The organism is Sphingobium sp. FW305-3-2-15-F-TSA7 (assembly GCF_058787155.1).
This window is the reverse complement of sequence record NZ_JBYSZM010000005.1, coordinates 82856-104587: the sequence shown is the minus strand read 5'-3', so window position 1 is coordinate 104587 and position 21732 is coordinate 82856. Positions and strand designations below refer to the sequence as shown.

Annotated in this window: 22 protein-coding genes; 6 read left to right on the top strand and 16 right to left on the bottom strand. The window is 66.3% G+C overall.

Features of this window, described 5'->3' with window-relative positions; genetic code table 11:
- Nucleotides 1-44: 44 nt before the first annotated feature.
- Nucleotides 45-2801 carry a [protein-PII] uridylyltransferase gene (locus tag AC3WN8_RS05095; protein WP_492668433.1) on the bottom strand — a complete coding sequence of 919 codons (2757 nt, stop codon included), beginning with the start codon at nt 2799-2801 and terminating at the stop codon, nt 45-47.
- A 141-nt stretch (nt 2802-2942) separates the two neighbouring features.
- Complete coding sequence (mutS, locus tag AC3WN8_RS05090; protein WP_492668432.1) at nt 2943-5522, bottom strand: DNA mismatch repair protein MutS; 2580 nt, start codon at nt 5520-5522, stop codon at nt 2943-2945.
- Nucleotides 5523-5761: 239 nt separating this feature from the next.
- Here mutS and AC3WN8_RS05085 point away from each other — a divergent pair, with 239 nt between their 5' ends.
- Nucleotides 5762-8026 carry an NADP-dependent malic enzyme gene (locus tag AC3WN8_RS05085; RefSeq protein WP_492668305.1) on the top strand — a complete coding sequence of 755 codons (2265 nt, stop codon included), beginning with the start codon at nt 5762-5764 and terminating at the stop codon, nt 8024-8026.
- A gap of 131 nt (nt 8027-8157) precedes the next feature.
- Here the strand turns inward: AC3WN8_RS05085 and AC3WN8_RS05080 are convergent, their stop codons facing one another.
- Complete coding sequence (locus AC3WN8_RS05080) at nt 8158-8625, bottom strand: outer membrane protein assembly factor BamE (RefSeq protein ID WP_492668304.1); 468 nt, start codon at nt 8623-8625, stop codon at nt 8158-8160.
- A gap of 128 nt (nt 8626-8753) precedes the next feature.
- Between AC3WN8_RS05080 and AC3WN8_RS05075 the strand changes: the two genes are divergently transcribed.
- Both AC3WN8_RS05075 and AC3WN8_RS05070 read left to right on the top strand, forming a co-directional pair.
- Complete coding sequence (locus tag AC3WN8_RS05075) at nt 8754-9278, top strand: ubiquinol-cytochrome C chaperone family protein (RefSeq protein ID WP_492668303.1); 525 nt, start codon at nt 8754-8756, stop codon at nt 9276-9278.
- Nucleotides 9275-9811 carry a YceD family protein gene (locus AC3WN8_RS05070; protein WP_492668302.1) on the top strand — a complete coding sequence of 179 codons (537 nt, stop codon included), beginning with the start codon at nt 9275-9277 and terminating at the stop codon, nt 9809-9811. Before AC3WN8_RS05075 ends, AC3WN8_RS05070 begins: the two co-directional genes overlap by 4 nt.
- 75 nt (nt 9812-9886) lie before the next feature.
- Here AC3WN8_RS05070 and ssb read toward each other — a convergent pair whose 3' ends face one another.
- The 4 genes from ssb to AC3WN8_RS05050 form a co-directional block, all read right to left on the bottom strand.
- On the bottom strand, nt 9887-10420 hold the full coding sequence (ssb, locus tag AC3WN8_RS05065) for a single-stranded DNA-binding protein (protein WP_492668301.1): 534 nt from the start codon (nt 10418-10420) through the stop codon (nt 9887-9889).
- Nucleotides 10421-10429: 9 nt separating this feature from the next.
- Nucleotides 10430-12280, bottom strand: a complete 1851-nt coding sequence (gene feoB / locus AC3WN8_RS05060; protein ID WP_492668300.1) for a ferrous iron transporter B — start codon at nt 12278-12280, stop codon at nt 10430-10432.
- Nucleotides 12277-12519, bottom strand: coding sequence for a FeoA family protein (locus tag AC3WN8_RS05055; RefSeq protein WP_492668299.1), 243 nt, complete (start codon nt 12517-12519; stop codon nt 12277-12279). Before AC3WN8_RS05055 ends, feoB begins: the two co-directional genes overlap by 4 nt.
- Before the next feature lie 111 nt (nt 12520-12630).
- Entirely contained in the window at nt 12631-13293 is a 663-nt protein-coding gene (locus AC3WN8_RS05050) for a COQ9 family protein (RefSeq protein ID WP_492668298.1), read from the bottom strand.
- 120 nt (nt 13294-13413) lie between these two features.
- Between AC3WN8_RS05050 and AC3WN8_RS05045 the strand changes: the two genes are divergently transcribed.
- On the top strand, nt 13414-13977 hold the full coding sequence (locus AC3WN8_RS05045; RefSeq protein ID WP_492668297.1) for a urate hydroxylase PuuD: 564 nt from the start codon (nt 13414-13416) through the stop codon (nt 13975-13977).
- Nucleotides 13978-13986: 9 nt separating this feature from the next.
- Here the strand turns inward: AC3WN8_RS05045 and AC3WN8_RS05040 are convergent, their stop codons facing one another.
- Nucleotides 13987-14901, bottom strand: a complete 915-nt coding sequence (locus AC3WN8_RS05040; protein WP_492668296.1) for a DMT family transporter — start codon at nt 14899-14901, stop codon at nt 13987-13989.
- Nucleotides 14902-14955: 54 nt separating this feature from the next.
- On the opposite strand from AC3WN8_RS05040, the gene AC3WN8_RS05035 reads away from it, so the two are divergent.
- Nucleotides 14956-16032, top strand: a complete 1077-nt coding sequence (locus AC3WN8_RS05035; protein WP_492668295.1) for an alkene reductase — start codon at nt 14956-14958, stop codon at nt 16030-16032.
- A 7-nt stretch (nt 16033-16039) separates the two neighbouring features.
- Here AC3WN8_RS05035 and AC3WN8_RS05030 read toward each other — a convergent pair whose 3' ends face one another.
- The 7 genes from AC3WN8_RS05030 to AC3WN8_RS05000 are packed head-to-tail and all read right to left on the bottom strand — an operon-like array spanning nt 16040 to nt 20481.
- On the bottom strand, nt 16040-16723 hold the full coding sequence (locus AC3WN8_RS05030; RefSeq protein WP_492668294.1) for an ATP12 family chaperone protein: 684 nt from the start codon (nt 16721-16723) through the stop codon (nt 16040-16042).
- Nucleotides 16720-16944 carry a hypothetical protein gene (locus AC3WN8_RS05025; protein ID WP_492668293.1) on the bottom strand — a complete coding sequence of 75 codons (225 nt, stop codon included), beginning with the start codon at nt 16942-16944 and terminating at the stop codon, nt 16720-16722. Before AC3WN8_RS05025 ends, AC3WN8_RS05030 begins: the two co-directional genes overlap by 4 nt.
- Nucleotides 16941-17600 carry an HAD-IA family hydrolase gene (locus AC3WN8_RS05020; RefSeq protein WP_492668292.1) on the bottom strand — a complete coding sequence of 220 codons (660 nt, stop codon included), beginning with the start codon at nt 17598-17600 and terminating at the stop codon, nt 16941-16943. The genes AC3WN8_RS05025 and AC3WN8_RS05020 overlap by 4 nt, the downstream gene beginning before the upstream one ends.
- A gap of 10 nt (nt 17601-17610) precedes the next feature.
- Nucleotides 17611-18213: an FMN-binding negative transcriptional regulator gene (locus AC3WN8_RS05015; RefSeq protein WP_492668291.1), complete on the bottom strand. Its 603-nt coding sequence runs from the start codon at nt 18211-18213 to the stop codon at nt 17611-17613.
- Nucleotides 18213-19334 carry an RluA family pseudouridine synthase gene (locus AC3WN8_RS05010; protein ID WP_492668290.1) on the bottom strand — a complete coding sequence of 374 codons (1122 nt, stop codon included), beginning with the start codon at nt 19332-19334 and terminating at the stop codon, nt 18213-18215. Before AC3WN8_RS05010 ends, AC3WN8_RS05015 begins: the two co-directional genes overlap by 1 nt.
- Nucleotides 19331-19705 (bottom strand): fluoride efflux transporter CrcB, encoded by a 375-nt coding sequence (gene crcB / locus AC3WN8_RS05005; protein WP_492668289.1) that lies wholly within the window; start codon nt 19703-19705, stop codon nt 19331-19333. Before crcB ends, AC3WN8_RS05010 begins: the two co-directional genes overlap by 4 nt.
- A 47-nt stretch (nt 19706-19752) precedes the next feature.
- Nucleotides 19753-20481, bottom strand: a complete 729-nt coding sequence (locus AC3WN8_RS05000; RefSeq protein ID WP_492668288.1) for a hypothetical protein — start codon at nt 20479-20481, stop codon at nt 19753-19755.
- A 216-nt stretch (nt 20482-20697) separates the two neighbouring features.
- Between AC3WN8_RS05000 and AC3WN8_RS04995 the strand changes: the two genes are divergently transcribed.
- A complete protein-coding gene (locus AC3WN8_RS04995; protein ID WP_492668287.1) occupies nt 20698-21087 on the top strand; it encodes an ExbD/TolR family protein in 390 nt (129 codons plus the stop codon).
- Nucleotides 21088-21162: 75 nt separating this feature from the next.
- On the opposite strand, the gene AC3WN8_RS04990 is transcribed toward AC3WN8_RS04995, so the two are convergent.
- Nucleotides 21163-21714, bottom strand: coding sequence for a GNAT family N-acetyltransferase (locus AC3WN8_RS04990; RefSeq protein WP_492668286.1), 552 nt, complete (start codon nt 21712-21714; stop codon nt 21163-21165).
- Between the last annotated feature and the right edge of the window lie 18 nt (nt 21715-21732).

Here is a 21732-nt window from a genome sequence, read left to right as displayed (position 1 = left end):
GCGATTCACGAGCCGTTCGATGATTCCATCGAACGACAAATCGCTCAAGCCGCTTCGCGCGCGTCCTCGCCCGCGGCCGCATCGAGCAGGCGGCGTTCAAGCGCCTTGAGCCGCTGCGCGCCCTCCACCTTGTCGCCGATCAGGTCGGTTATGTAGAAGGTATCGACCGCGCGTTCGCCATAGGTGGCGATATGCGCCGAATGGATCGTCACTTTCGACTGGAAGAGCGCATAGGCAAGCGCATTGAGCAGCGCCGGGCGGTCGCGCGCATTGATCTCGACCACGGTGTAGCGGTTCGACGCCTTGTTATCGACCAAGACCACCGGCTGGATCGTGAAGGCCTCGGCGCGGGTGCGCGTGAGCGGACGCTGCGCAAGCCTCTCGGTCAATTTGTGGCGATTGGCGAGCGCATCCTCGATCGCCTGTTCCAGCCGCTTCAGCCGCTCGGGCTCGTCGAGCATCCGGCCGAACGGATCCTGGACGAGGAAATTGTCGAGCGCCATGCCGTCGCGCGTGGTGTGGATCCGCGCATCGATGATGCTGCCGCCGGCGAGATGGATGGCACCGGCAACGCGATAGAACAGCCCGGGATGGTCGCTGGCATAGACGGTGACCAGCGTTGCGCCGCGATCGGGATAGACTTGCGCCGAAATCGACAGTGGCTGATCCTGCGCCGCCGACACGTGCCGGGCATTGCGTTCGAGCACGTCGAGCGGTTCGGCGATCCAATAGGATGCCGGCAGGCGCCGCGCCGCCGCCTTGATCGTCGCGTCGTCCCAGCCCATCGCGTCGGCCAGCGCGCGCTGCTTGGCGGCGATCCGTTCCTCGCGCCCCTTTTGCTTGTGGCCCAGGCGCAGCACCTCTTCGGCGGCTTCGAACAGGCCGGTGAGCAGCTGCCGCTTCCAGTCGTTCCAGACGCCGGGGCCGACCGCGCGGATGTCGACGACGGTCAGGATCAGCAGAAGCCTGAGCCGTTCGGGGCTCTGCACGGCTTCGGCGAAGTCGAGAATGGTCTTGAAGTCGGCCAGGTCGCGCTTGAACGCGGTCGCGGACATCAACAGATGATAGCGCACCAGCCAGGCGACGGACTCGGTCTCCGCCGGCGACAGGCCAAAGCGGGGGCACAGCTTCATCGCGACTTCGGCGCCGAGCACGCTGTGATCGCCGCCGCGTCCCTTGGCGATGTCGTGCAGCAGCACCGCGACATAGAGCACGCGGCGCGAAACCAGCTGGCGCGCGATCGTCGTCGACAGCGGATGATCGTCGGTCAGGTCGCCCTTCTCGATCTGCGCGAGCAGGCCGATGGCGCGGATCGAATGCTCGTCGACGGTGTAATGATGATACATGTCGAACTGCATCTGCGCGACGACGCGGCCGAAATCGGGCACGAAGCGGCCGAACACCGTGGCCTCGTTCATCCAGCGCAGCACCGTCTCGGGATCGCGCGGCGAGGTCAGCACGTCGATGAAAAGAGCATTGGCACGCGGATCGTTGCGGATGCGCGCATCGATCAGCCGCGCGTCGCGTGCCGCGGCGCGCATCGCCAGCGGATGGATTTCGAGCCCGTGCTTGTCGGCCAGCGCGAAGATCTCGATCAGCCGGACGGGATCCTTCTGGAAAAAGCCGTCATCGGGCAGCGCCAGCCGGCCGCGATCGAGCACGAAGCCGTCGAGCTTGCGTGGGCTGCGACGCAGCACCGGCAGGCCCATGAAGCGCCGGCCACGGCCGGCGAAGCTGTCGTCGAGATGCGCCAGGAACAGGCCGGTCAGGTCGCCCACCTGCTTCGCGGTCAGGAAATAATGCTGCATGAAGCGCTCGACCGCCGATCGCCCGGGGCGGTCCGCATAACGCATGCGCATCGCGATCTCGCGCTGGAAGTCGAAGGTCAGCCGTTCTTCGGCACGCCCGGCGATCATGTGCAGATGGCAGCGCACCGCCCACAGGAAATTCTCGGCCTTCTGGAAACGGCGCAGCTCGTCGCGGGTCAGCAGGCCCTTGTCGACCAGTTCGGCGACGGTGGGCACGCGATGGATATATTTGCCGATCCAGAACAGCGTATGGAGATCGCGCAGGCCGCCCTTGCCTTCCTTGATATTGGGCTCGACGACATAACGGCTGTCGCCCATGCGCTTGTGACGGGCATCGCGCTCGGCCAGCTTGTCGGCGATGAAGGCGCGTCCGGTTCCGGCCATCACCTCACGGTCGAAACGGGCCCAGGCCTCGTCGTTAAGGGCCTGGTCGCCCCAGACATAGCGTGCTTCGAGCAGGCCGGTGCGGATGGTGAGGTCGCTCTTCGCCATGCGCACCATCTCGTCGAGCGAGCGGCTGGAATGGCCGACCTTCATGCCCAGATCCCAGAGCGAATAGAGCATCGATTCGATGACCTGCTCGGTCCAGCCGGTCTGCTTCCACGGCGTGAGGAAGGCGATATCGACGTCGGAGAAGGGCGCCATCTCGCCCCGGCCATAGCCGCCGACCGCCAGCAGCGCCAAACGCTCCGACGCGGTCGGATTGTTGATCGCATAGAGGCGCTGCGTCGTGAAATCGAAGATCAGCCGAAGGATCTGATCGGTCAGGAATGCCTGGGCGGAGGCCGTATCGCTGCCGCGCGACGGGTTCTCCTCCAGCCGCCGCGCAATCTCGGCACGCCCCGCATCGAGCGCTTCGCGCAGCAGCGCCACCATCGCCGGCCGCTGCTTCGCCGCGCCGCCTTCATCGGGCAGGGCAGTCAAGGCATCGGCAAGCGCGCGTCGATCAACGATGCGGCGGCGGTTGGAAAGGCTATCGAAGCGCGCGGGCATGGATTTCAGATAGGGGCTTGCGGGCGGTTCGTCACGCACCCCAATTCGTCATGCTGAACTTGTTTCAGCATCCATGCTTCAATTCCGCGATAATGAGAGTTCGAATATAGACCCTGAAACGAGTTCAGGGTGACGCAAGAATCAGTCATCCTCCGCCAGCCGCTTGAGCTGGTAAAGCGCCTCGAGCGCGTCGCGCGGACTGAGCGCATCGGCGTCGATGGCGGCGAGTGCGTCGCGCAGGGCGTCGCGCGCTTCCTCGGGTGCTGCGGCCATCGCGGCGAACAGCGGCAGATCGTCGAGGCCCGCGGCAAGCCCGCCGGTCTGGGCGCGGCCGGCCTCCAGCTTCTTGAGAACCGTGCCGGCGCGCGCGAGCACCGATGGCGGCAGTCCGGCAAGCTTGGCGACGGCGAGGCCATAGCTGCGATCGGCGGGGCCGGCGCCGACTTCGTGCAGCAGCACCAGATCGCCCTTCCACTCGCGCGCACGGACATGATGGAGCGACAGTGCGTCGAGCCGCTCGGCGAGCCGGGTCAGTTCGTGATAATGGGTGGCGAAGAGGCAGCGGCAGCGATTGACCTCGTGCACCGCCTCGACCACCGCCCAGGCGATGGCGAGACCGTCATAGGTCGAGGTGCCGCGCCCGACTTCATCGAGGATGACGAAGCTGCGCGGTGTCGCCTGCGCCAGGATCGCCGCGGTCTCGACCATCTCGACCATGAAGGTCGACCGGCCGCGCGCGAGATTGTCCGACGCGCCGACGCGGCTGAACAGACGATCGACCAGCCCCAGCCTGGCGCTTGCCGCGGGCACGAAGCTTCCCGCCTGGGCCAGCACCGCGATCAGCGCGTTCTGCCGCAGGAATGTGGATTTACCACCCATATTGGGGCCGGTGACGAGCCAGACGCGCTCGCTTTCGGACAGCCGGCAATCATTGGCGACGAAGCGTTCGCCGGTGCGGCCGACGGCGGCCTCGACCACCGGGTGGCGACCGCCCTCGATCTCGAGGCAGGGATGATCGACCAGCGACGGACGCGACCAGCCGCCTTCTGCCGCGCGTTCGGCCAGTGCGGCGCCGACATCGAGCCGGGCGAGCGCGTCGGCGGTGGCGGCGATCGCGTCGCGACTGTCCAGCGCCTCGGCGGTCAGCGCCTCGAGATGCGCGGCCTCCGCGGCAAGCGCATGCGCGCCGGACTGAGTGACGCGCAGCGCCAGTTCGTGCAGTTCGGGCGCGTTGAAGCGGACGACACCCGCCAGGCTCTGACGATGGGTGAAGCCCGAATCTTGCGCCATCAGCGTATCGGCCGATCGGGCGGGGACCTCGACATGATAGCCGAGCACGCCATTATGGCGGATCTTGAGCGTGGTGATGCCGGTCTGGGTACGGAAGCGCGCCTCGAGCGCGGCAATGGCGCGACGTCCGTCGCCGCCGATCCCGCGCAGTTCATCGAGCGCGGCATCATAGCCTTCGGCGATATAGCCGCCCTGCGCCGCGTCGATCGGCGGTGCGGGCACCAGTGCGCGCGACAGATGGTCGACCAGCGCGCCATGGCCATCGAGCCGCGGCAGCAGGTCGGCCAGCAGGACCGGCGGATCGGGGAGCCGCCCGAGCCGCTCGCGCAATATCCGCGCCTCGCCGAGACCGTCTCGAAGCTGGCCCAGGTCGCGCGGCCCGCCACGTCCGGCGACCAGCCGTCCGAGCGCCCGCCCGATATCGGGCAATGCCTTCAGCGCGGCGCGCAACCCCTCGCGTTCATGGGAATCGTCGAACCAGAAGGCGACCAAGTCGTGCCGCGCCTCGATCAGCCCCCGCTCGGCGAGCGGGGCGCCGAGATCGGCGGCAAGCAACCGCGCGCCCGCGCCGGTTACCGTGCGGTCGAGCGTGTCGAGCAGGCTGCCGGTACGGCCGCCGCCCTGGGCCTGGGTCAGTTCCAGGCTTTCGCGCGTCGCCGCGTCGATCATCATATGCGCGGTTGGGGCGCGGCGCAGCGGCGCCTGGAGGAAAGGCAGACTGCCCTTGCCGGCATGGTCGAGATAGGCGACGAGTCCGCCGGCGGCGGCCAGTTCGGCGCGGCCGAACGTGCCGAAGCCGTCGAGCGTCGCGACGCCGAACAGCGACTTCAGCCGCGTCTCGCCACGCACGCTGTCGAAGTCGCCGCGTGGGCGGGAGAAGGCACCATCGGGCCAGTGATCGGCACTTTCCGAGACGATGATCTCGGCTGCGCCGAGCCGTGCCAGCTCCGCACCCAGGCTTTCGGGCGCGACCTCCGCGACCTCGAACCGCCCCGTCGAGATATCGGCGGCGGCGAGCCCGAGCATTCCGCCCGCCTCACCCAATGCGACCAGCCAGTTGGCCGCACGCGCATCGAGCAACGTTTCCTCGGTCAACGTGCCTGCCGTCACCACGCGGATGATCGCACGTCCCACCAATGCCTTGGATCCGGCACGCTTCTTTGCCTGTTCGGGCGTCTCGATCTGATCGGCAAGCGCGACGCGATGCCCCGCCTTAATCAACCGCGCCAGATAGGCCTCTGCCGAATGGGCGGGTACACCGCACATCGGGATCGGCCGCCCGTCATGTTCACCGCGCGCGGTGAGCGCGATGTCGAGCGTCGCCGCTGCGATCTTCGCATCGTCGAAGAACAGTTCGAAGAAATCGCCCATCCGATAGAAAAGCAGGCAATCGGGAGCGTCAGCCTTGAGCGCGAGATATTGCGCCATCATCGGCGTCGGCTGGCTGGCGGCGGGGGCGGGATGTTTGGTCATGCGAACCGCCGCTGATACCGGCTTCACACGACTTTGCCAAAGCCGCTTTTTGGCGCGATCCGGATCAAATCGGCCGGACGTGAAACGACAGGTCGTTGAAAGCCGGAATGATGCTTTGGATCAGGCGCCGAAGCGCTTTCGCGTCGGCCGATCACGTTCTATGGCACCCCTGAAACGATATGAACGGAAGGCAGAGCATGAGCGAAGGAAGCAACGTCAAATTCTCGGAAGCGGAGGCTCTGCTCTTCCACTCCTACGGCCGACCGGGGAAGATCGAGATCATCGCGTCGAAACCGATGGCGACGCAGCGCGACCTGAGCCTTGCCTATTCGCCCGGCGTCGCCGTGCCGGTACGCGCGATCGCCGACGATCCCGCGACCGCCTATGACTATACCGCCAAGGGCAATCTGGTTGCCGTGATCTCCAACGGCACGGCGATCCTGGGCATGGGCAATCTCGGCGCCCTCGCTTCCAAGCCGGTGATGGAGGGCAAGGCGGTGCTCTTCAAGCGCTTCGCCGATGTCGATTCGATCGACCTCGAACTGGACACCGAGGATCCGGAAGCCTTCATCAACGCGGTGGCGCTGCTCGAACCCAGCTTCGGCGGTATCAATCTGGAAGATATCAAGGCGCCCGAATGCTTCATCATCGAACAGGCGCTCAAGGAGCGGATGAACATCCCGGTGATGCATGACGATCAGCATGGTACCGCGATCATCACCGCGGCCGGCCTGATCAATGCCTGCTACCTCACCAACCGGTCGATCAAGGACGTGAAGGTCGTCGTCAACGGCGCGGGCGCCGCGGCGATCGCGTGCACCGAACTGGTCAAGGCGATGGGCGTGCCGCACGACAATGTGCTGATGTGCGACCGCCAGGGCGTGATCTATCAGGGCCGCGAGACCGGCATGGACCAGTGGAAGTCCGCGCATGCCGCCAAGACCGATCGCCGCACGCTGACCGAGGCGCTGGACGGCGCCGACATCTTCCTGGGCCTGTCCGCCGCCGACGCGCTCAAGCCCGAAATGGTGATGAAGATGGCGCCGCAGCCGATCATCTTCGCCATGGCCAATCCCGATCCGGAGATCACCCCGCCCGCGGCCAAGGCTGCGCGCCCCGACGCGATCATCGCGACCGGCCGTTCGGACTATCCGAACCAGGTCAACAACGTGCTCGGCTTTCCCTTCATCTTCCGCGGCGCGCTCGATGTCCGCGCCACCGCGATCAACGAGGAAATGAAGATCGCCGCCGCCGAGGCGCTGGCCGCGCTGGCGCGCCAGCAGGTGCCCGAGGAAGTCGCGCTGGCCTATGGCGGCCTCGCCCACAGCTTCGGCCCCGACTATATCATTCCTGCGCCTTTCGATCCGCGGTTGATGGAGATCGTGCCCGCCGCAGTGGCGCAGGCGGCGATGGATTCGGGCGTGGCGCGGAAGCCCATTCTCGACATGGCGGCCTATCGCCAGTCGCTGCGCGCACGGCTCAACCCGACCACGTCGGTGCTGACGCTCGCTTATGAAGCGGCGCGTGCGCGGCCGAAGCGCGTGCTGTTCGCCGAGGGCGAAGAGGAAACGGTGTTGCGCGCGGCGATTCAGTTCCGCGATGGCGGCTACGGCATTCCCGTGTTGGTCGGCCGCGAGCATGTCCGCGACCGGTTGCGCGCGATGGGCGTCGACGATCCCGACAGCTTCGAGGTGCACAACAGCGTCAATTCGCCGCTGGTGCCCAAGATGGTCGAATATCTCTACGAACGGCTGCAGCGGCGCGGTTTCCTCAAGCGCGAAATCGAGCGGATGGTGAACCGCGATCGCAACATCTTCGGCGCGATGCTACTGACATTGGGCGAAGCCGATGCGATGATTACCGGCACGACGCGCACCTATGCGCAGACCATGCGCGAGCTGCGCAAGGTGATCGATCCACGCCCGGGCGCGACGCCGTTCGGTATCCATGTGCTGGTGGGGCAGACCCATACGGTGTTCATGGCCGACACCACGGTCAACGAACGACCGACCGCCGAGGAACTGGCCGACATCGCCGAGGGCACGGCGGCGGTCGCGCGCAAGATGGGCCATGAACCGCGCGTCGCTTTCCTCTCCTATTCCACCTTCGGCAATCCGCCGGGCAATTGGCTGGAGAATCTGCGCGAAGCCGTGGCGATCCTCGACGCGCGTGGCGTCAGCTTCGAATATGAAGGCGAGATGGCGCCCGACGTCGCGCTCAATGCCAAGGTGATGAGCAACTATCCGTTCTGCCGCCTCTCGGCGCCCGCGAACGTGCTGATCATGCCTGGCCTCCAATCGGCCAATCTCTCGGCCAAGCTGCTGCGCGAGCTGGGCGGCGACCATGTCATCGGCCCGATGCTGGTGGGCATGGAGAAGCCGGTCCAGGTCGCGACCATGGCGTCGACCGCGTCGGAACTGGTCACGCTGGCCGTGCTCGCGGCCAGCGATATCGCGAGCTGACGATCATCATCACCGCCTCGGCATCGGCCGGGGCGGTGAATGACTCTGGATATTCGTTTGTTTGCCGTGATTTCCGAGCCGGCAGGTGATTCCACCTGCCTCGAAATCACTCTAGCGCGCTTGAAAGCGGATTATTGCGGCGCACCGCCCGCGCCGGGGACGCCGACGGCGCCGATATTGCCGAACAGCTCCTGGAAGAAGCCGCGATGACGGCCAAGCGTCGGCGTCTTGTCGCCCATCGGCGAGATCGAGACGATCTTTTCGAGGCCCGCCTTGTCGACCGACGCCACGGTGCCCGCCTGGTTGAAGCGGACATGGAGGATCGTCTGTTCGGTGGGCTTCGGCTGGGCGAAGGCGAGCTGGCGCGTCTGGCGCGAGACATAATACCAGTCATTGGGATCGAACTGGCCGACAAAGGTCGGCCCGCCCAGCGTGGCCTGCACCGAATCGCGATTGTCGACGCCGGGCTGGATGCCGTCGACCAGCACCTGATCGACGATATAGCCCTGATGGCCGCGGACGCGGGTGCAACCGCCCGTCATGAGCAGCGCCGTAACGGCTGCCGCCGCCATCAGCCCCTGCTTCGTCAACACCGCCATCAAGCCTTCTCCTTGCGCACCACGCGGACGCACGCCATTAAAAGCCGCGTCCGCTGCCTCAATATGCGCTCGGATCACGCCCGGCAAGGGTGACGGGGCGCCGGACCTCAAACAGGAGTTTCCACTGCGTGTCGTTTCTCACTCGCCTCTTCAACCGCAGCAGCGGCCGTGACGCCCTCGCGCCGCTCTACGCCGCCATCGTCGCCGAGGCTCGCAACCCATATTGGTATGTCGAGGGCGGTGTTGCCGATACGATCGACGGCCGGTTCGACATGGTGGCCGCCATTCTCTCGATCGCGCTGGTGCGGCTGGAACGCGAGGGCGACGATGGCGCCGCCAAGGCGGCCCTGCTCACCGAAACCTTCGTCGACGACATGGACGGCCAGCTGCGCCAGCAGGGCATTGGCGACGTCGTCGTCGGCAAGCATATCGGCAAGATGATGAGCGCATTGGGCGGACGGCTGACTGCGTATCGCGACGCCCTGACGGGCGCCGGCGATCTGCCCGAGGCGCTGGCGCGCAATCTCTATCGCGGCGCCCCGCCCACGGGAGCCGCGCTGGCCAATGCCACGGCACGCTTGCGCGACATCGCCGACTCTGTCGGCGCGGCACCGATCGACCGGCTGCTGTCCGGCGGGCTGTCGCGGTCATGAGCGATCCCGAATTCAGCCGGACCTTCCGTCGCGACGAGATCGGCGAGCGGCCGCGCGACGTGCGAGTCGAGGCGAACGAAGCCGAGCGCACGGCGCTGGCCGCGCGATTCGACCTTCAATCGCTGGAGACGCTGGTCGGAACCGCGACGATCGCGCGCATAGCGGCGGGTATCCGCGTCAGCGGGCGAATCACCGCGACCGCGGTGCAAAGCTGCGTCGCGACGGGCGCGCCCGTGCCCGCGGCGATCGACGAACCGTTCGAACTGCTGTTCGTCGAGGAGAATGCGCTGGCGTCGGACGCCGACGAAATCGAGCTTTCCGCCGCCGATTGCGATGTCATCGGTTATGACGGCCAGGCAATCGACCTGGGCGAGGCGCTGGCGCAGACAATGGCGCTGGCGCTCGATCCCTTTCCCCGGGCGCCGGGCGCCGATGACGTGCTGCGCGAAGCCGGGGTGCTGAAAGAGGAAGAGGCCGGCGCGTTCGGTGTGCTCGCCGACCTCAAAAAAGCGTTGGAGCAAGGAAAGGACTGAAACCAATGTCCGATGAGTCGGACTCATCGGACATTGCTATCGAGCCGCTACGCGGGTTGCGCGAATCGACGTTCCTCAGAAGGGAACGTCGTCGTCCAGATCATTGTCGAAGGTCGAAGGCGCGCTGCGCCCGCCACCCGAGGGCGCGGAGCCCGAACCGCCGCCAAAGCCGCCGCCGGAGGATCCGCCGCCGCCCCAGCCGTCGTTCGAACGGGCACTGCCGCCGCCGCCGCTGAATCCACCGCCCGAGCCGCCCTCTTCGCGGCCGCCGAGCAGGACGAGTTCGCCGCGGAAGCGCTGGAGCACGACCTCGGTCGAATATTTGTCCTGGCCGTTATTGTCCTGCCATTTGCGCGTCTGGATCTGGCCTTCCAGATAGACGCTCGATCCCTTGCGCAGATATTGCTTGGCGATCTTGCCGAGATTCTCGTTGAAGATCACCACGCGGTGCCACTCGGTCTTTTCCTGACGATTGCCCTCGCGATCGTTCCAGCGCTCGGACGTCGCGACCGACAGATTGACGACTTCGCCGCCATTGTTCAGCGAACGCGCCTCGGGATCGGCGCCCAGATTGCCGACCAAAATAACCTTGTTGACGCTGCCCGCCATGAGACTCTCCTATAGACCGAGCGCCGTGGCTAACCAGAAAGTCGCGCCGGCGGCAAGATAGGCCAGCACGAAGAGATAGCCGAGCGCGAACATCGGCCATTTCCATCCATTGGTTTCGCGGCGGATGACCGCGATCGTCGACAGGCATTGTGGCGCGAAGACGAACCACATCAGGAATGCGAGCGCGGTGGGCAGCGACCAGCGGCCCTGGAGCTTGGTGCCCAGCGACCGTTCGGTCTCCGCTTCGTCGTCGCTTTCGATCGAATAGACGGTGGCGAGCGCGGAGACCGCGACCTCGCGCGCGGCCATGGCGGGAATCACCGCAAGCGCCATTTCGTGGTTGAAGCCGATCGGACGGACGATCACTTCCAGGCCCGAGGCGATTCGGCCCGCGATCGAATATTCGACCTGGCTCCGTCCCTCCGGCGCGACCGGAAAGCTGAGCAGCGCCCAGAGCGCGATCGTGACCATCATGATGATCGTGCCCGCGCGCCGCAGGAACACCCGGGCACGCTGCCACAGGCCGATCGCAACGTCGCCGAGATTGGGCATCTGGTAACGCGGCAATTCCATCATGAAACCGCTCGGCGTGCCCCGCGCCACGGTCTTGCGCAGGACGAAGGCGGCGGCCACCGCGCCCAGCACGCCGGCCACGTAGAGGCCGAACCAGACCAATCCCTGCAGGCCGACCCCCCATCCCAGGCTGCGCGCGGGAATGAAGGCGCCGATGATCACCGAATAGACCGGCAGCCGCGCCGAGCAGGTCATCAGCGGCGCGATCAATATCGTGGTCAGGCGCTGCTTGGGATCGTCGATCGTGCGTGTCGCCATGATGCCGGGAATCGCGCAGGCGAAGGAGGACAGCAGCGGGATGAAGGCGCGGCCGTTGAGCCCGACGCCCGCCATCAGCCGATCCATCAGAAAGGCGGCGCGTGCCATATAGCCCGATGCTTCGAGCAGCAGGATGAAGAAGAACAGGATCAGGATCTGCGGCAGGAACACGACCACAGAGCCGACGCCCGCGATCACGCCATCGACGATCAGCGACCGCAGGAAACCGTCGGGCATCGCGGCCGTCACCCAGCCCTGTGCCGCCGCGAACGCATCCTCGATCCAGCCGATCGGCGCTTCCGACCAGGCAAAGACCGCCTGGAACATCACGAAGAACAAGGCGACCAGGATGATGAGGCCGGCGACCGGGTGGAGCACCACCGAGTCGATCAGATGCGTGATGCGCCGCACCGGCGTCTCGGAGACGGTGGCGGCGACCGAGATGGCGCGCGCACGGCGCTGCAGCAGGACGATATCGGCCGGCTCGTCGGTTGCCGGCGGCGGTGGCGAACCGTCGGCGAGGACGGAGGCCAGGGCATCGCGCAGCGCATCCATGCCCCGCCGGCGCACCGCGACCGTCGCGACGACCGGCACGCCAAGTTCGCGCGACAGCGCCTGCGGGTCGATCGTCAGGCCGTCGCGCTCGGCCATGTCGATCATGTTGAGCGCGACCACCATCGGCAGGCCGAGTGCGCGGAGCTGGAGCGCGAAGCGCAGATGATTGTCGAGATTGCCGGCATCGATCACGACGATCAGCGCGGCAGGCCTGCGTTCGCCGTCTTGCGTGCCCATCACCACGTCGCGCGTCACCGCTTCGTCGGGACTGGACGGCGTGAGGCTGTACGTACCCGGCAGGTCGACCAGCTCTACCGGGCGCCCGTCGGACAAGGCCATGCGCCCGGATTTCCGCTCGACCGTGACGCCGGGATAATTGCCGACCTTCTGGCGCGCGCCCGTCAGCGCGTTGAACAGGGCGGATTTGCCGGCATTGGGATTACCGACCAAGGCGACGAGCGGTGCGGGATTCATGCCTGTCGCACCACCGAGATCGCCGCGGCATTGCTGCGGCGGATCGCAACCGTCATGCGCCCGACGCGACAGGCGATCGGGCCGCGCCCGAACAGGCCGCTACGGTGCCATATCTCGACCATGACGCCCTCGCCGAAACCAAATTCCTGCAATCGTCGCGCTTCGGCGGCGGACAGGGCATTCCAGTCGATATCGGCGATATGCGCGCGTTCGCGCAGGGGCAGTTGATCGAGGCGCAAGATAATCCGTCCGCGAGAGTTCTGCGATTGATTATCAATAACTCGAGGTAAATGCCAGCCTGCTTGAAATCTGTTTGGGAAAGCCGGTGCCGACGCCGGCAAAATGCATGCTCAGACGGCGGGGTAGCGCAGCCTTCCGATGAAGCGCGACAGGCTGGGCAGATGATCCCGCCGCGCCAGAAGCTGGCCCTTGGCGCGCTCGAAGCGCATGATCCCGTCGATGCGGCGATCAAGGAATCCGCGCGTCTCGGTGAGGTCGGCACTGTCGTCGTCGAGCATCACGAGCAATGTGCCGCCATAGACGCCGGACAGGATCGCGCGCTTGCTATAGTGATTGTAATCGGTCGCCGTATCGCCCGCCAGACGCCACATCGCGTCGGCCGCACGCCAGCCGAGTTGCATGCCGTGCCCGAGATTGGCCGGCATGGCGAGGATGGCGAGCGCGCGGCGCAATGCGTCACGGTGCGGCGCCACCGCCGCGATCCGCGCCATGACGAGTGCTGCGATCCGCTCACGAATCTTCATCGCCGCCAGCCTGTCGGCTGGAAGCGCCTCCGTCATCGACAGGTCGACCACGCCGAACCAGGCATCGATCATGTCGACCGCGCCACCCGTGAAAGCGAGCGATGCTATGTCGCGATCAACGCCGACCTCTTCCGCGGCGCGTGCCAGCGCGTCCGGACCCCAACCGTCGAATCCGGCATGCGCTGGCACCGCTGCGGCCAGCGCAATTCGGATCTCGTCGAGCGTCGGATCGGGGGGCAGCGCGGTCATCGTCATCTCCTCACGCCCGCCTCATGCGCCCGACATGCAGGTGCCGCAAGACCGTGACACCGCGACTCGCGCATGATAACCATCTTCGCCTTACCGGACGAATAAGGGGGACGGTGTCAAATGGCGAAATTCTTCGGAAATCTATATGCGGTGCTGGCCGTCGGCGTGGTGCTGATGCTTGCCGTCGTGTTCGGCGTGCAGGGCATTTACGACAACAACTTCTTCTGGCGTTTCCTGCACGTGATCTGCGGCATCATGTGGATCGGCCATCTCTATTATTTCAACTTCACCCAGATTCCGACCATGCCCAAGGTGCCGGCCGAGCTGAAGCCGGGCGTGTCCAAATATATCGCGCCGGTCGCGCTGTTCTGGTTCCGCTGGGGTGCCGCGGCGACCGTGGCGACGGGCCTCGTCGTCGCGATCCAGGCGGGCTATGCACATGAAGCCTTCACGCTGCAGCAGCCGTTCCGCACGATCGGCATCGGCATGTGGCTGGCGCTGATCATGGCGTTCAACGTGTGGTTCGTGATCTGGCCGGCGCAGAAGAAGGCGCTTGGACTGGTCGAGGCGGATGACGCGACCAAGGCGGCGGCCGCGAGCCGTGCGATGATGTTCTCACGCACCAACACCTTGCTGTCGATCGCGATGCTCTACTGCATGATCTCGGCCGAATCCGGCTATTGATGAAGATGGTCAGGCGACCGGTCGATCCGGCCGCCTGACCAGCACCAATGCGATGGCGACCGCGATGGCGCCGACGAAATCGAGCAACCCCAGGCGCTCGCCATAGATCAGCCAGCCGATGGTGGCGGCGATGATCGGCTGGACGAGCAGGACCAGCCCGACCACGATCGGCTGGAAATGGACCATGGCATAGGTGAGCAGTCCCTGGCCGATCACCTGGCTGATCAGCGCCAGCAGGATCAGCGGCGTCCAGTCGGTCGGCATGATCGTCTCGCCGAGCAGCGCCGCCATGCCGAGCAGCGGCAGGATGCCCGCCATCGTCGAGAGGATCAGCGCGCTCCACGAACCGAGCGTCCCGCGCACCCGTGTCATCGCGACGAGATAACCGGTGTAAAGCAATCCCGCGAGCAGGCAGAGCAGATCGCCGACCAGATTGTCGGGCGACAATTCATAGGATCGCCCCATCAGCAGCGCCGCGCCGAATGCTGCAAGCAGCAGCGCAATGGCCTGGCTGCGATTGGGCCAGGCACGCGCGACGATGAAGCCGTAGATCGGAAAGAGCAGGATGCTCGCATTGCCGAACAAGGTCGCGTTCGCCAGCTTGGTCTGATGGATGCCGAGATGCCAGGCGCCCAGATCGAGTGCGAAGAAAAGGCCGGCGATCGCCAGCATCAGCCACAGTCCGGGGCCGAGCCGCCCGATGCGCTCACGCGAAAGACCCAGCATGATCAGCAGGAACGGCACCGCGAGCGTCACGCGCCAGAAGCCGGCAGCGACCGGGCCGACATCGGCGGCCCGCACGAGCATGGGGCCAAAGGCGAGGCACAGATTGCTGCCGAGCAAAGCCGCGAAGGCGAAACGCGGCGGTGTCTTGCCTGCGCTTGGCGTCGCAACAGAAAAACTTGGAGGATCGGCCTGATGCATGGCGCCCCATAACGCCCTATCTGCGTGCAGTCCCGTTTCAAAAAGGAACTGATTATGCCAAGCCTGTTCGACCCCATTCAGCTCGGTGCAATCGAAGCGCCCAACCGCATGCTGATGGCCCCGCTGACCCGGGGGCGGTCGAGCCGCGAGCATGTCCCCTCCGAAATGATGGCGGTCTATTATGCGCAGCGGGCGAGCGCGGGCCTTATCCTGACCGAAGCGACCGGAATCAGCCAGCAGGGGCTGGGCTTCCCCTATGCACCCGGCCTGTGGAGCGAAGCGCAGACCGAGGCGTGGAAGCCGGTGACCGGGGCGGTCCACGCGGCGGGCGGCCGGATCTTCGCGCAGCTCTGGCATATGGGCCGCATTGTCCATCCCAGTTTCAACAATGGTGCGTTGCCGGTCTCTTCTTCCGCGACGACGGCGCCTGGCCAGACCTACAGCTATGACGGCAAGCAGCCCTATGTGGAGGCGCGACCGCTGCGCATCGACGAAATTCCGGCGTTGCTCGACGACTATGTCCGCGCCACGCGCAATGCGAAGACGGCCGGCTTCGACGGGGTGCAGGTCCATGCCGCGAACGGCTATCTCATCGACCAGTTCCTGCGCGACGGCACGAATTTCCGTGACGACGATTATGGCGGCAGCCCTGAGAACCGCATTCGCCTGCTCCGCGAAGTAACGCAGGTGGTGGCGGACGAGATCGGTGCCGACCGCACCGCCGTGCGCCTGTCGCCCAACGGCAACTCGCAGGGCGTGATCGACAGCGATCCGGAAAGCGTGTTCGTGCCCGCCGCCGCCGCATTGTCCCGGATCGGCATCGCCTTTCTCGAACTGCGCGAGCCCGGGCCCGACGGCAGCTTCGGCCGCGCCGATCAGCCCAAGCTGTCACCCGTGATCCGCCCGATCTTCAAGGGACCGCTGGTCGTCAATTCCGACTATCGCGCCGACGATGCGCAGGCGGTTCTCGACAGCGGCGTCGCCGACGCAGTGTCGTTCGGCCGGACCTTCCTGGCCAATCCCGACCTGCCGGCGCGTTTCGCCAAAGGCCTGCCGCTCAATCCCGATATCCAGGCGACATGGTATGGTCGCGGGCCGGAGGGCTATATCGACTATCCGGCAGCGTCCTGACCAAACCCTAGCGCAGCAAAGCGAGGAAATCGGCGGCGGCGAGGAAATCGGTGCGGCGGCCGGCAAGCGCCTCGGCGGCGAGCGCATCCTCGCCCCATCGCTCGGCCTGCCAGCGCTCGTCGACGATGACCGCCGTCCAGACCGTCTCGGGCGCGATCGCATCTTCCGCCACGGCCAGTGCGGCGACGAGCGATCCGGAGATGCTGACGAGCGGCGACAGGGCCGCCAGCGTGAAAGGATCGCGCGCCGCGGTGACGGCCGTCAGCCGATCGAGCGTCGCCTGCGGCTGGGGAACATGGACGATCCCGGCGGTCACACTGAAGGTGACGTCGTAGCGCCGTGCGGCCCAGTCGAGCAGCGGATCCCATGCCTCGGCCTGGCGGCGGACCAGCGTATCGGGGTTTTCGGCGCGGTAGCAGAGCAGGTCGCTCTCGCCATAGACCGACAGGCCGCGCGCAAAGCTTTCCGGATCGGGGCCGACCCGGTCGATCGCGGCATTGGCGAGGCCGGTGAAGCGCATCGCGCGCGGATCGATCTGCTCGCCCTGCGCCGTCCATTCCGCCGCGATCGCATTTGCCAGATTTTCGGTCGGTGCCAGCAACGGCGCGCGTCCGGGCGTGCGCACCGGTCGCCCGTCGAGTGCGATCCCGCGCTCGGGCGTGACCGTCACCATCTTGTAGAATCGCCTCATCCCTCGCGCGGGCTCCGCCAGCGACGCGCGAGCAGGCGCGGGACGATCAGGAAATCGGCAAGCCCGATCAGGACCAGCGCATAGCCGGCGACGGGCGGGATCGCGGTGATCCGACCGGCCACGACCATCAGGCCGATGACCAGCATCGCCACCCCGCCCAGCCGCATCGCCGCGATGACGAAGAAACGGTTGCGCGCAAGCGTATCGGGATCGGTCGTCATACCAGTTCCTCCAACAGCAGCGGAATGTCCGCGGTCAGCGCGGCGATGCGATGCGCACCCGCCTGGGTCAGTTCCTCGGGCGGATGATAGCCCCAGGCGACACCGACGGCATGTGCGTCGGCGGCGCGCGCCATCGCCATGTCGAAACTGGTATCGCCGATGACGACGGTGGTCGCGGGCGAGGCGCCGGCCTCCGCGATCGCTGCGGCCGCCATTGCCGGATGCGGCTTTGACGGATGGCGATCGGCGGTCTGCAAGGTCACGAAATGCCGGGTCAGCCCATGATGCTCCAGGCAAAGCGCAAGCCCGCGATCCGACTTTCCGGTGGCGACGCCTAGCAGCCAGCCCGCCTCGTCGAGCGCCGCGATCGTCTCGGCAATCCCTTCGAACAACGGCTCTTCCACTTCGCCAAGCCCACGCAGGCGATGAAAGGCCGATTTGTAATTCGCGACGAGCAGATGGTGCAGATCGGGCTCGGCATCGGGCAGCAGCACCTGCATCGCCTCGACCAGGCTCAGCCCGACGATCCGCCGGGTGGCGGCACGGTCGGGCGGATCCAGCCGGGCGCTGGTGAAACAATCCTCCATCGCGCGGCAGATGTTGATCTGGCTGTCGACGAGCGTGCCGTCGCAATCGAAAAGGGCGAGACGGTTCATATCAGTCCATTCACAGCGGCAGATACCGCATCAGATGCGCCATGGCGCGCTTGCCGCCGGCATCGAGCGCGTCGGCCGCGGCGAGCCGCGCTGCCTCCGGCTTGTTCTGGCCGAGCTTCTTCGTGCCGCGCCAGGCGACGATCTCCAGCGTGTAGCCGCTGATCGCGCTCAGCATCTTGTCGACCGTGCCCGGAGTCATCTTCTCGCGCGTCCAGACGGGCTTGGGCGCCAGCCGCGTTTCATGTGCGGCGGACAGGCGGTCGATCTGATCGAGCAGCGCGGCACGATCCATCCTGGTGACGCGCCCTTCGAGCTCGACCGCCAGATAATTCCAGGTCGGCACCTGATCCTCGAGTCCGTACCAGTCCGGGCTGATATAGGCGTCGGGGCCGTGCACCGAGAACAGGGCGGTCGCGCCGTCGAGGTGCCGGGCGATGCCGTTGCCGCGCGCGATGTGAAAGCCGATCCGATCGTCATCGACGAATATCGCAGGCACATGCGCAGCGCGCGGTCCGTCGGCTGTGGCCGCGAAGAGCGTGCCGAAGCCGATTTCGGCAATGAAGCCCCGCATCGCATCACGATCTTCCCAGCGGAATTTCGGATCGGGATGCATCAGTCGCGGCGCTCCCCCGCCTTGGTCCGGCCGCGGCGCTCGCCCTTGCGTTCACGACGCCTGTCCTTGGCGACATTGGCGGCCTTGCGACGCTTGCCTTCGGCGGTGTCGGCGAATTTGACGTCGTCGAGCGGCAGCACCTCGGCCAGCAGCGGGTCGAAACCGAGCGTCGCGATGCTTTCGGCGAAATGCGTGGGCAGCTCCGCCGTCACGTCGACATGATCGCCATCGGGGTGATCGACGCGGATGCGGCGCGCGTGCAGATGCATCTTGCGGCTGATCCCGCCGGTCAGAAAAGCTTCCTTGCCGCCATATTTGCCGTCGCCGACGATGGGATGGCCGATCGCCGCCATATGGACGCGAAGCTGATGGGTGCGGCCGGTAAAGGGCTGCAGCTCCACCCAGGCGGCACGATTGCCGGCGCGTTCGATGACGCGATAGCGGGTGCGCGACGGGAGCCCTTCCTTCTCGTCGACATGCATCTTCTCGCCGCCCGTGCCGGGCTGTTTGGCAAGCGGCAGTTCGATCATGCCGTCGTCGATCGACGGCACGCCGACGACCAGCGCCCAATAGACCTTGCGCGCGGTGCGGCTGGAGAAGGCCTTGGCGAAATGCCCTGCGGCGCGGGCACTGCGTGCGAGCAGCAATGCGCCCGACGTGTCCTTGTCGAGCCGGTGGACCAGCTTGGGCCGTCCCTCCGCTTCGAACTGGAGCGCGTCGAGCAGCCCGTCGACATGCTCGTCGGTCTTGGTGCCGCCCTGCGTCGCAAGCCCCGGGGGCTTGTTGATGACCAGCGCCTGCTTGTCGCGATGGATGAGCAGGGATTGCGCGAATTCCATCTGATCGTCGCTGAGCGGCGGACGTTCGCGCCTGGGCCTGGCTGTGGTTACGGGCTTGGGCGCTTCGGCGGGCGGCACGCGCAGCACCTGTCCTGCCTCGATCCGGTCGCCCGGCGTGGCGCGCTTGCCGTCGACGCGAAGCTGGCCGGTGCGCGCCCAGCGCGAGACGAGGTTGAAGCTGACATCGGGCAGATGCCGCTTGAACCAGCGGTCGAGACGGATGCCGTCATCATCGGCGGCGACGGTGAATTGCCGCACATCGGCTGAAGCTGTCGTATTCATGCGAATCCCTTGGCGAGTGCGAGGCCGATGAAGAGCGCGGCGACCGACCCCACCACGGAGGCGGTCGCATAGATCGCCGCGCTGCCGAAGCTGCCGCGCTCGATCATGGTGGCGACCTCCAGACTGAAAGCGGAGAAGGTGGTGAAGCCGCCGAGCAGGCCGACGCCGAGCAGCAGCCGCCACTCCTCGCCCGCGGCGAGCCGGCCGACCAGTCCGGCGAGCATGCCCATGGCGAGGCCGCCGGCCAGATTGACGGTCAGCGTCCCCCAGGGATAGGCCGGGCCGAACGCGGCGAGCGACGCACGGCCGACGCCGTAGCGCGCACCGGAGCCGAGCGCGCCTCCCAGCATGACGAGAAGCAGATGGATCATGGGCTGCGCTTAGCGCAGCAGAGCCTCGCTGGAAAGGAAGCGGGGGCTCAGCGTCCGTTATTGGCGATCAGGTCGACCTCGGTGCCGCCGCCGGCACGCGCGCGGGCGATGACGATGAAGGCGCCGTCATCCCTGGCACGGGTGCCGCCCAGCATATGCTCGCCGCCATCGACGCGATGTTCGGCGGTGAAGCCGCCGCGCACCGCCTGGGTGTAGTAGAAATCGAGAATGGTCTGGAGCGCCGCGCCGCTGGTGAAGCTGACCGCGCGACAGCCGCCGGCATCGCTGCCCGCGGCCTCGGAGACACGGGCGCTCGGGAAAAGCGGCATGTCCGCGGGCAGGCGCGTCGCCCAGCCCTGGCTGTAGCCGAGTTCGCCGCCGCAGCTCTGGCCGTTGCGCTTGGCCTGCTGACTGGCGAGTGCGCCCAATGTCGTCGGTCCCTCGGGCGCGTCCATCGCGACCGGCTTCGGCGCGGGAAGGAGTTTGCCGGCGGCGATGTCCTTCGCCGCGGGGCCATCGGCGGGGATCGGCGCGCGCATCGGCTCGGCCGGCGGGCGGATGCTGTCGCGATTGGCCTGGGCGCTGAGCGAGGGATCGACCATGATCTGGTCTTCGAGCGAGGCGGCCAGCGCGGGATCGACGTCCTGCGCGTTCACGGCATTGCCCGCCAGGCTCTGGTCGAGCGCATTGAGCGCCTGATCATTTTTCTGCCCGCTGCCGCACGCCGCGAGCGCAAGCGCGAACAGCGGACTCAGCCGGATTGCGGACGAGGTCATGGACATTGCTCCTTCGCCTGCCTTTTGGCTCAGCCAGGGTTAAAAATCCCTGTAAAACATCGTTAATTCCTGAATTTTTCGTTAAGATCTGCCCCGAAATGGATCAATATCTGCCCGCTCGACACCGTGAAAATGCGATGATATGTAATCATATAACATAACGAGGAGGTGGATATGAGGAAGCTTCACTCAGCGGTCGTTGCGGAACCCCGTATCATGCAGGATCTTAATATCACGCCGTTGATCGACGTGATGCTCGTCCTGCTGGTGATGTTCATCCTGCTGATCCCGATCCAGTTCCACGAAGTGCCGCTCGACCTGCCCGGGAAAAGCGTGCCGATGAGCGAACGCCCCGTCGTCCGGTTGAGCATCGGTGCGGACGGCGTGGTACGCTGGAATGGCAGCGCGGTCGGCGAGGAAAGCCTGCCCGGCCGCTTCCGCGCATTGGCCACCGATCCGGCACAGCCGGTCCTGCAGATCGCCGCCGACGGCGCCGCGCGTTACGAGATATTCGACCGCACCCTGGCCGCTGCCAAAAAGTCCGGAATCACCCGCCTCGGCATGGTCGATAACGAGAAGTTCGTCAGTTCGATTTCCGGACGCTGAGCGCAGAGGCGTCGCTTTGCCCCTTCGCGTCTTCGCCTGGGAAAAGGCAGCCCATGCGAGGGCGCGGAGACAGGCTTAACTCGCGAGCCCGCTCTTCCGCGCTCGCCATTCGTCGGCGCTCTGGCCCCAGGCATCGACCGGCGCGTCCTCATAAGGTTCGGGCAGCCGCGTCGGCCCACGATTGGTCGCGCCGAGCCGCTTGGCCAGCGCGATCGACGTGGTGTTCGCCGGATCGATGGTGTGGATCACATCGGTCCAGCCGAGAATTTCGACGGCATAGTCCATGCTCGCGACCGCGGCCTCATGGGCATAGCCCTTGCCCGCAAATTCGCGTGCGACGCCCCAGCCCACTTCGTCGCCGGGCCAGCCATCCGGACGCCAGGGACCGACCCGTCCGACCCAGTGGCCGGTGCTCCGTTCGATCAGCGAGAACATCGCGAAGCCGGAGATCTGCCAGGCCCCGGTCATCGCGCAGAGGCCACGCCAGGCGACCGAGCGCGGCTGGACACCACCCAGGAACCGCATCGTCTCGGGATCAGCGTGGAAATCGGCCCAGGCGTCGAAATCATCGCGCGTCGGCGGACGCAGGATCAATCGCTCGGTCACGAGCAGTGGTCCGTTGAACATGGCGTCCTCCCGATCAGC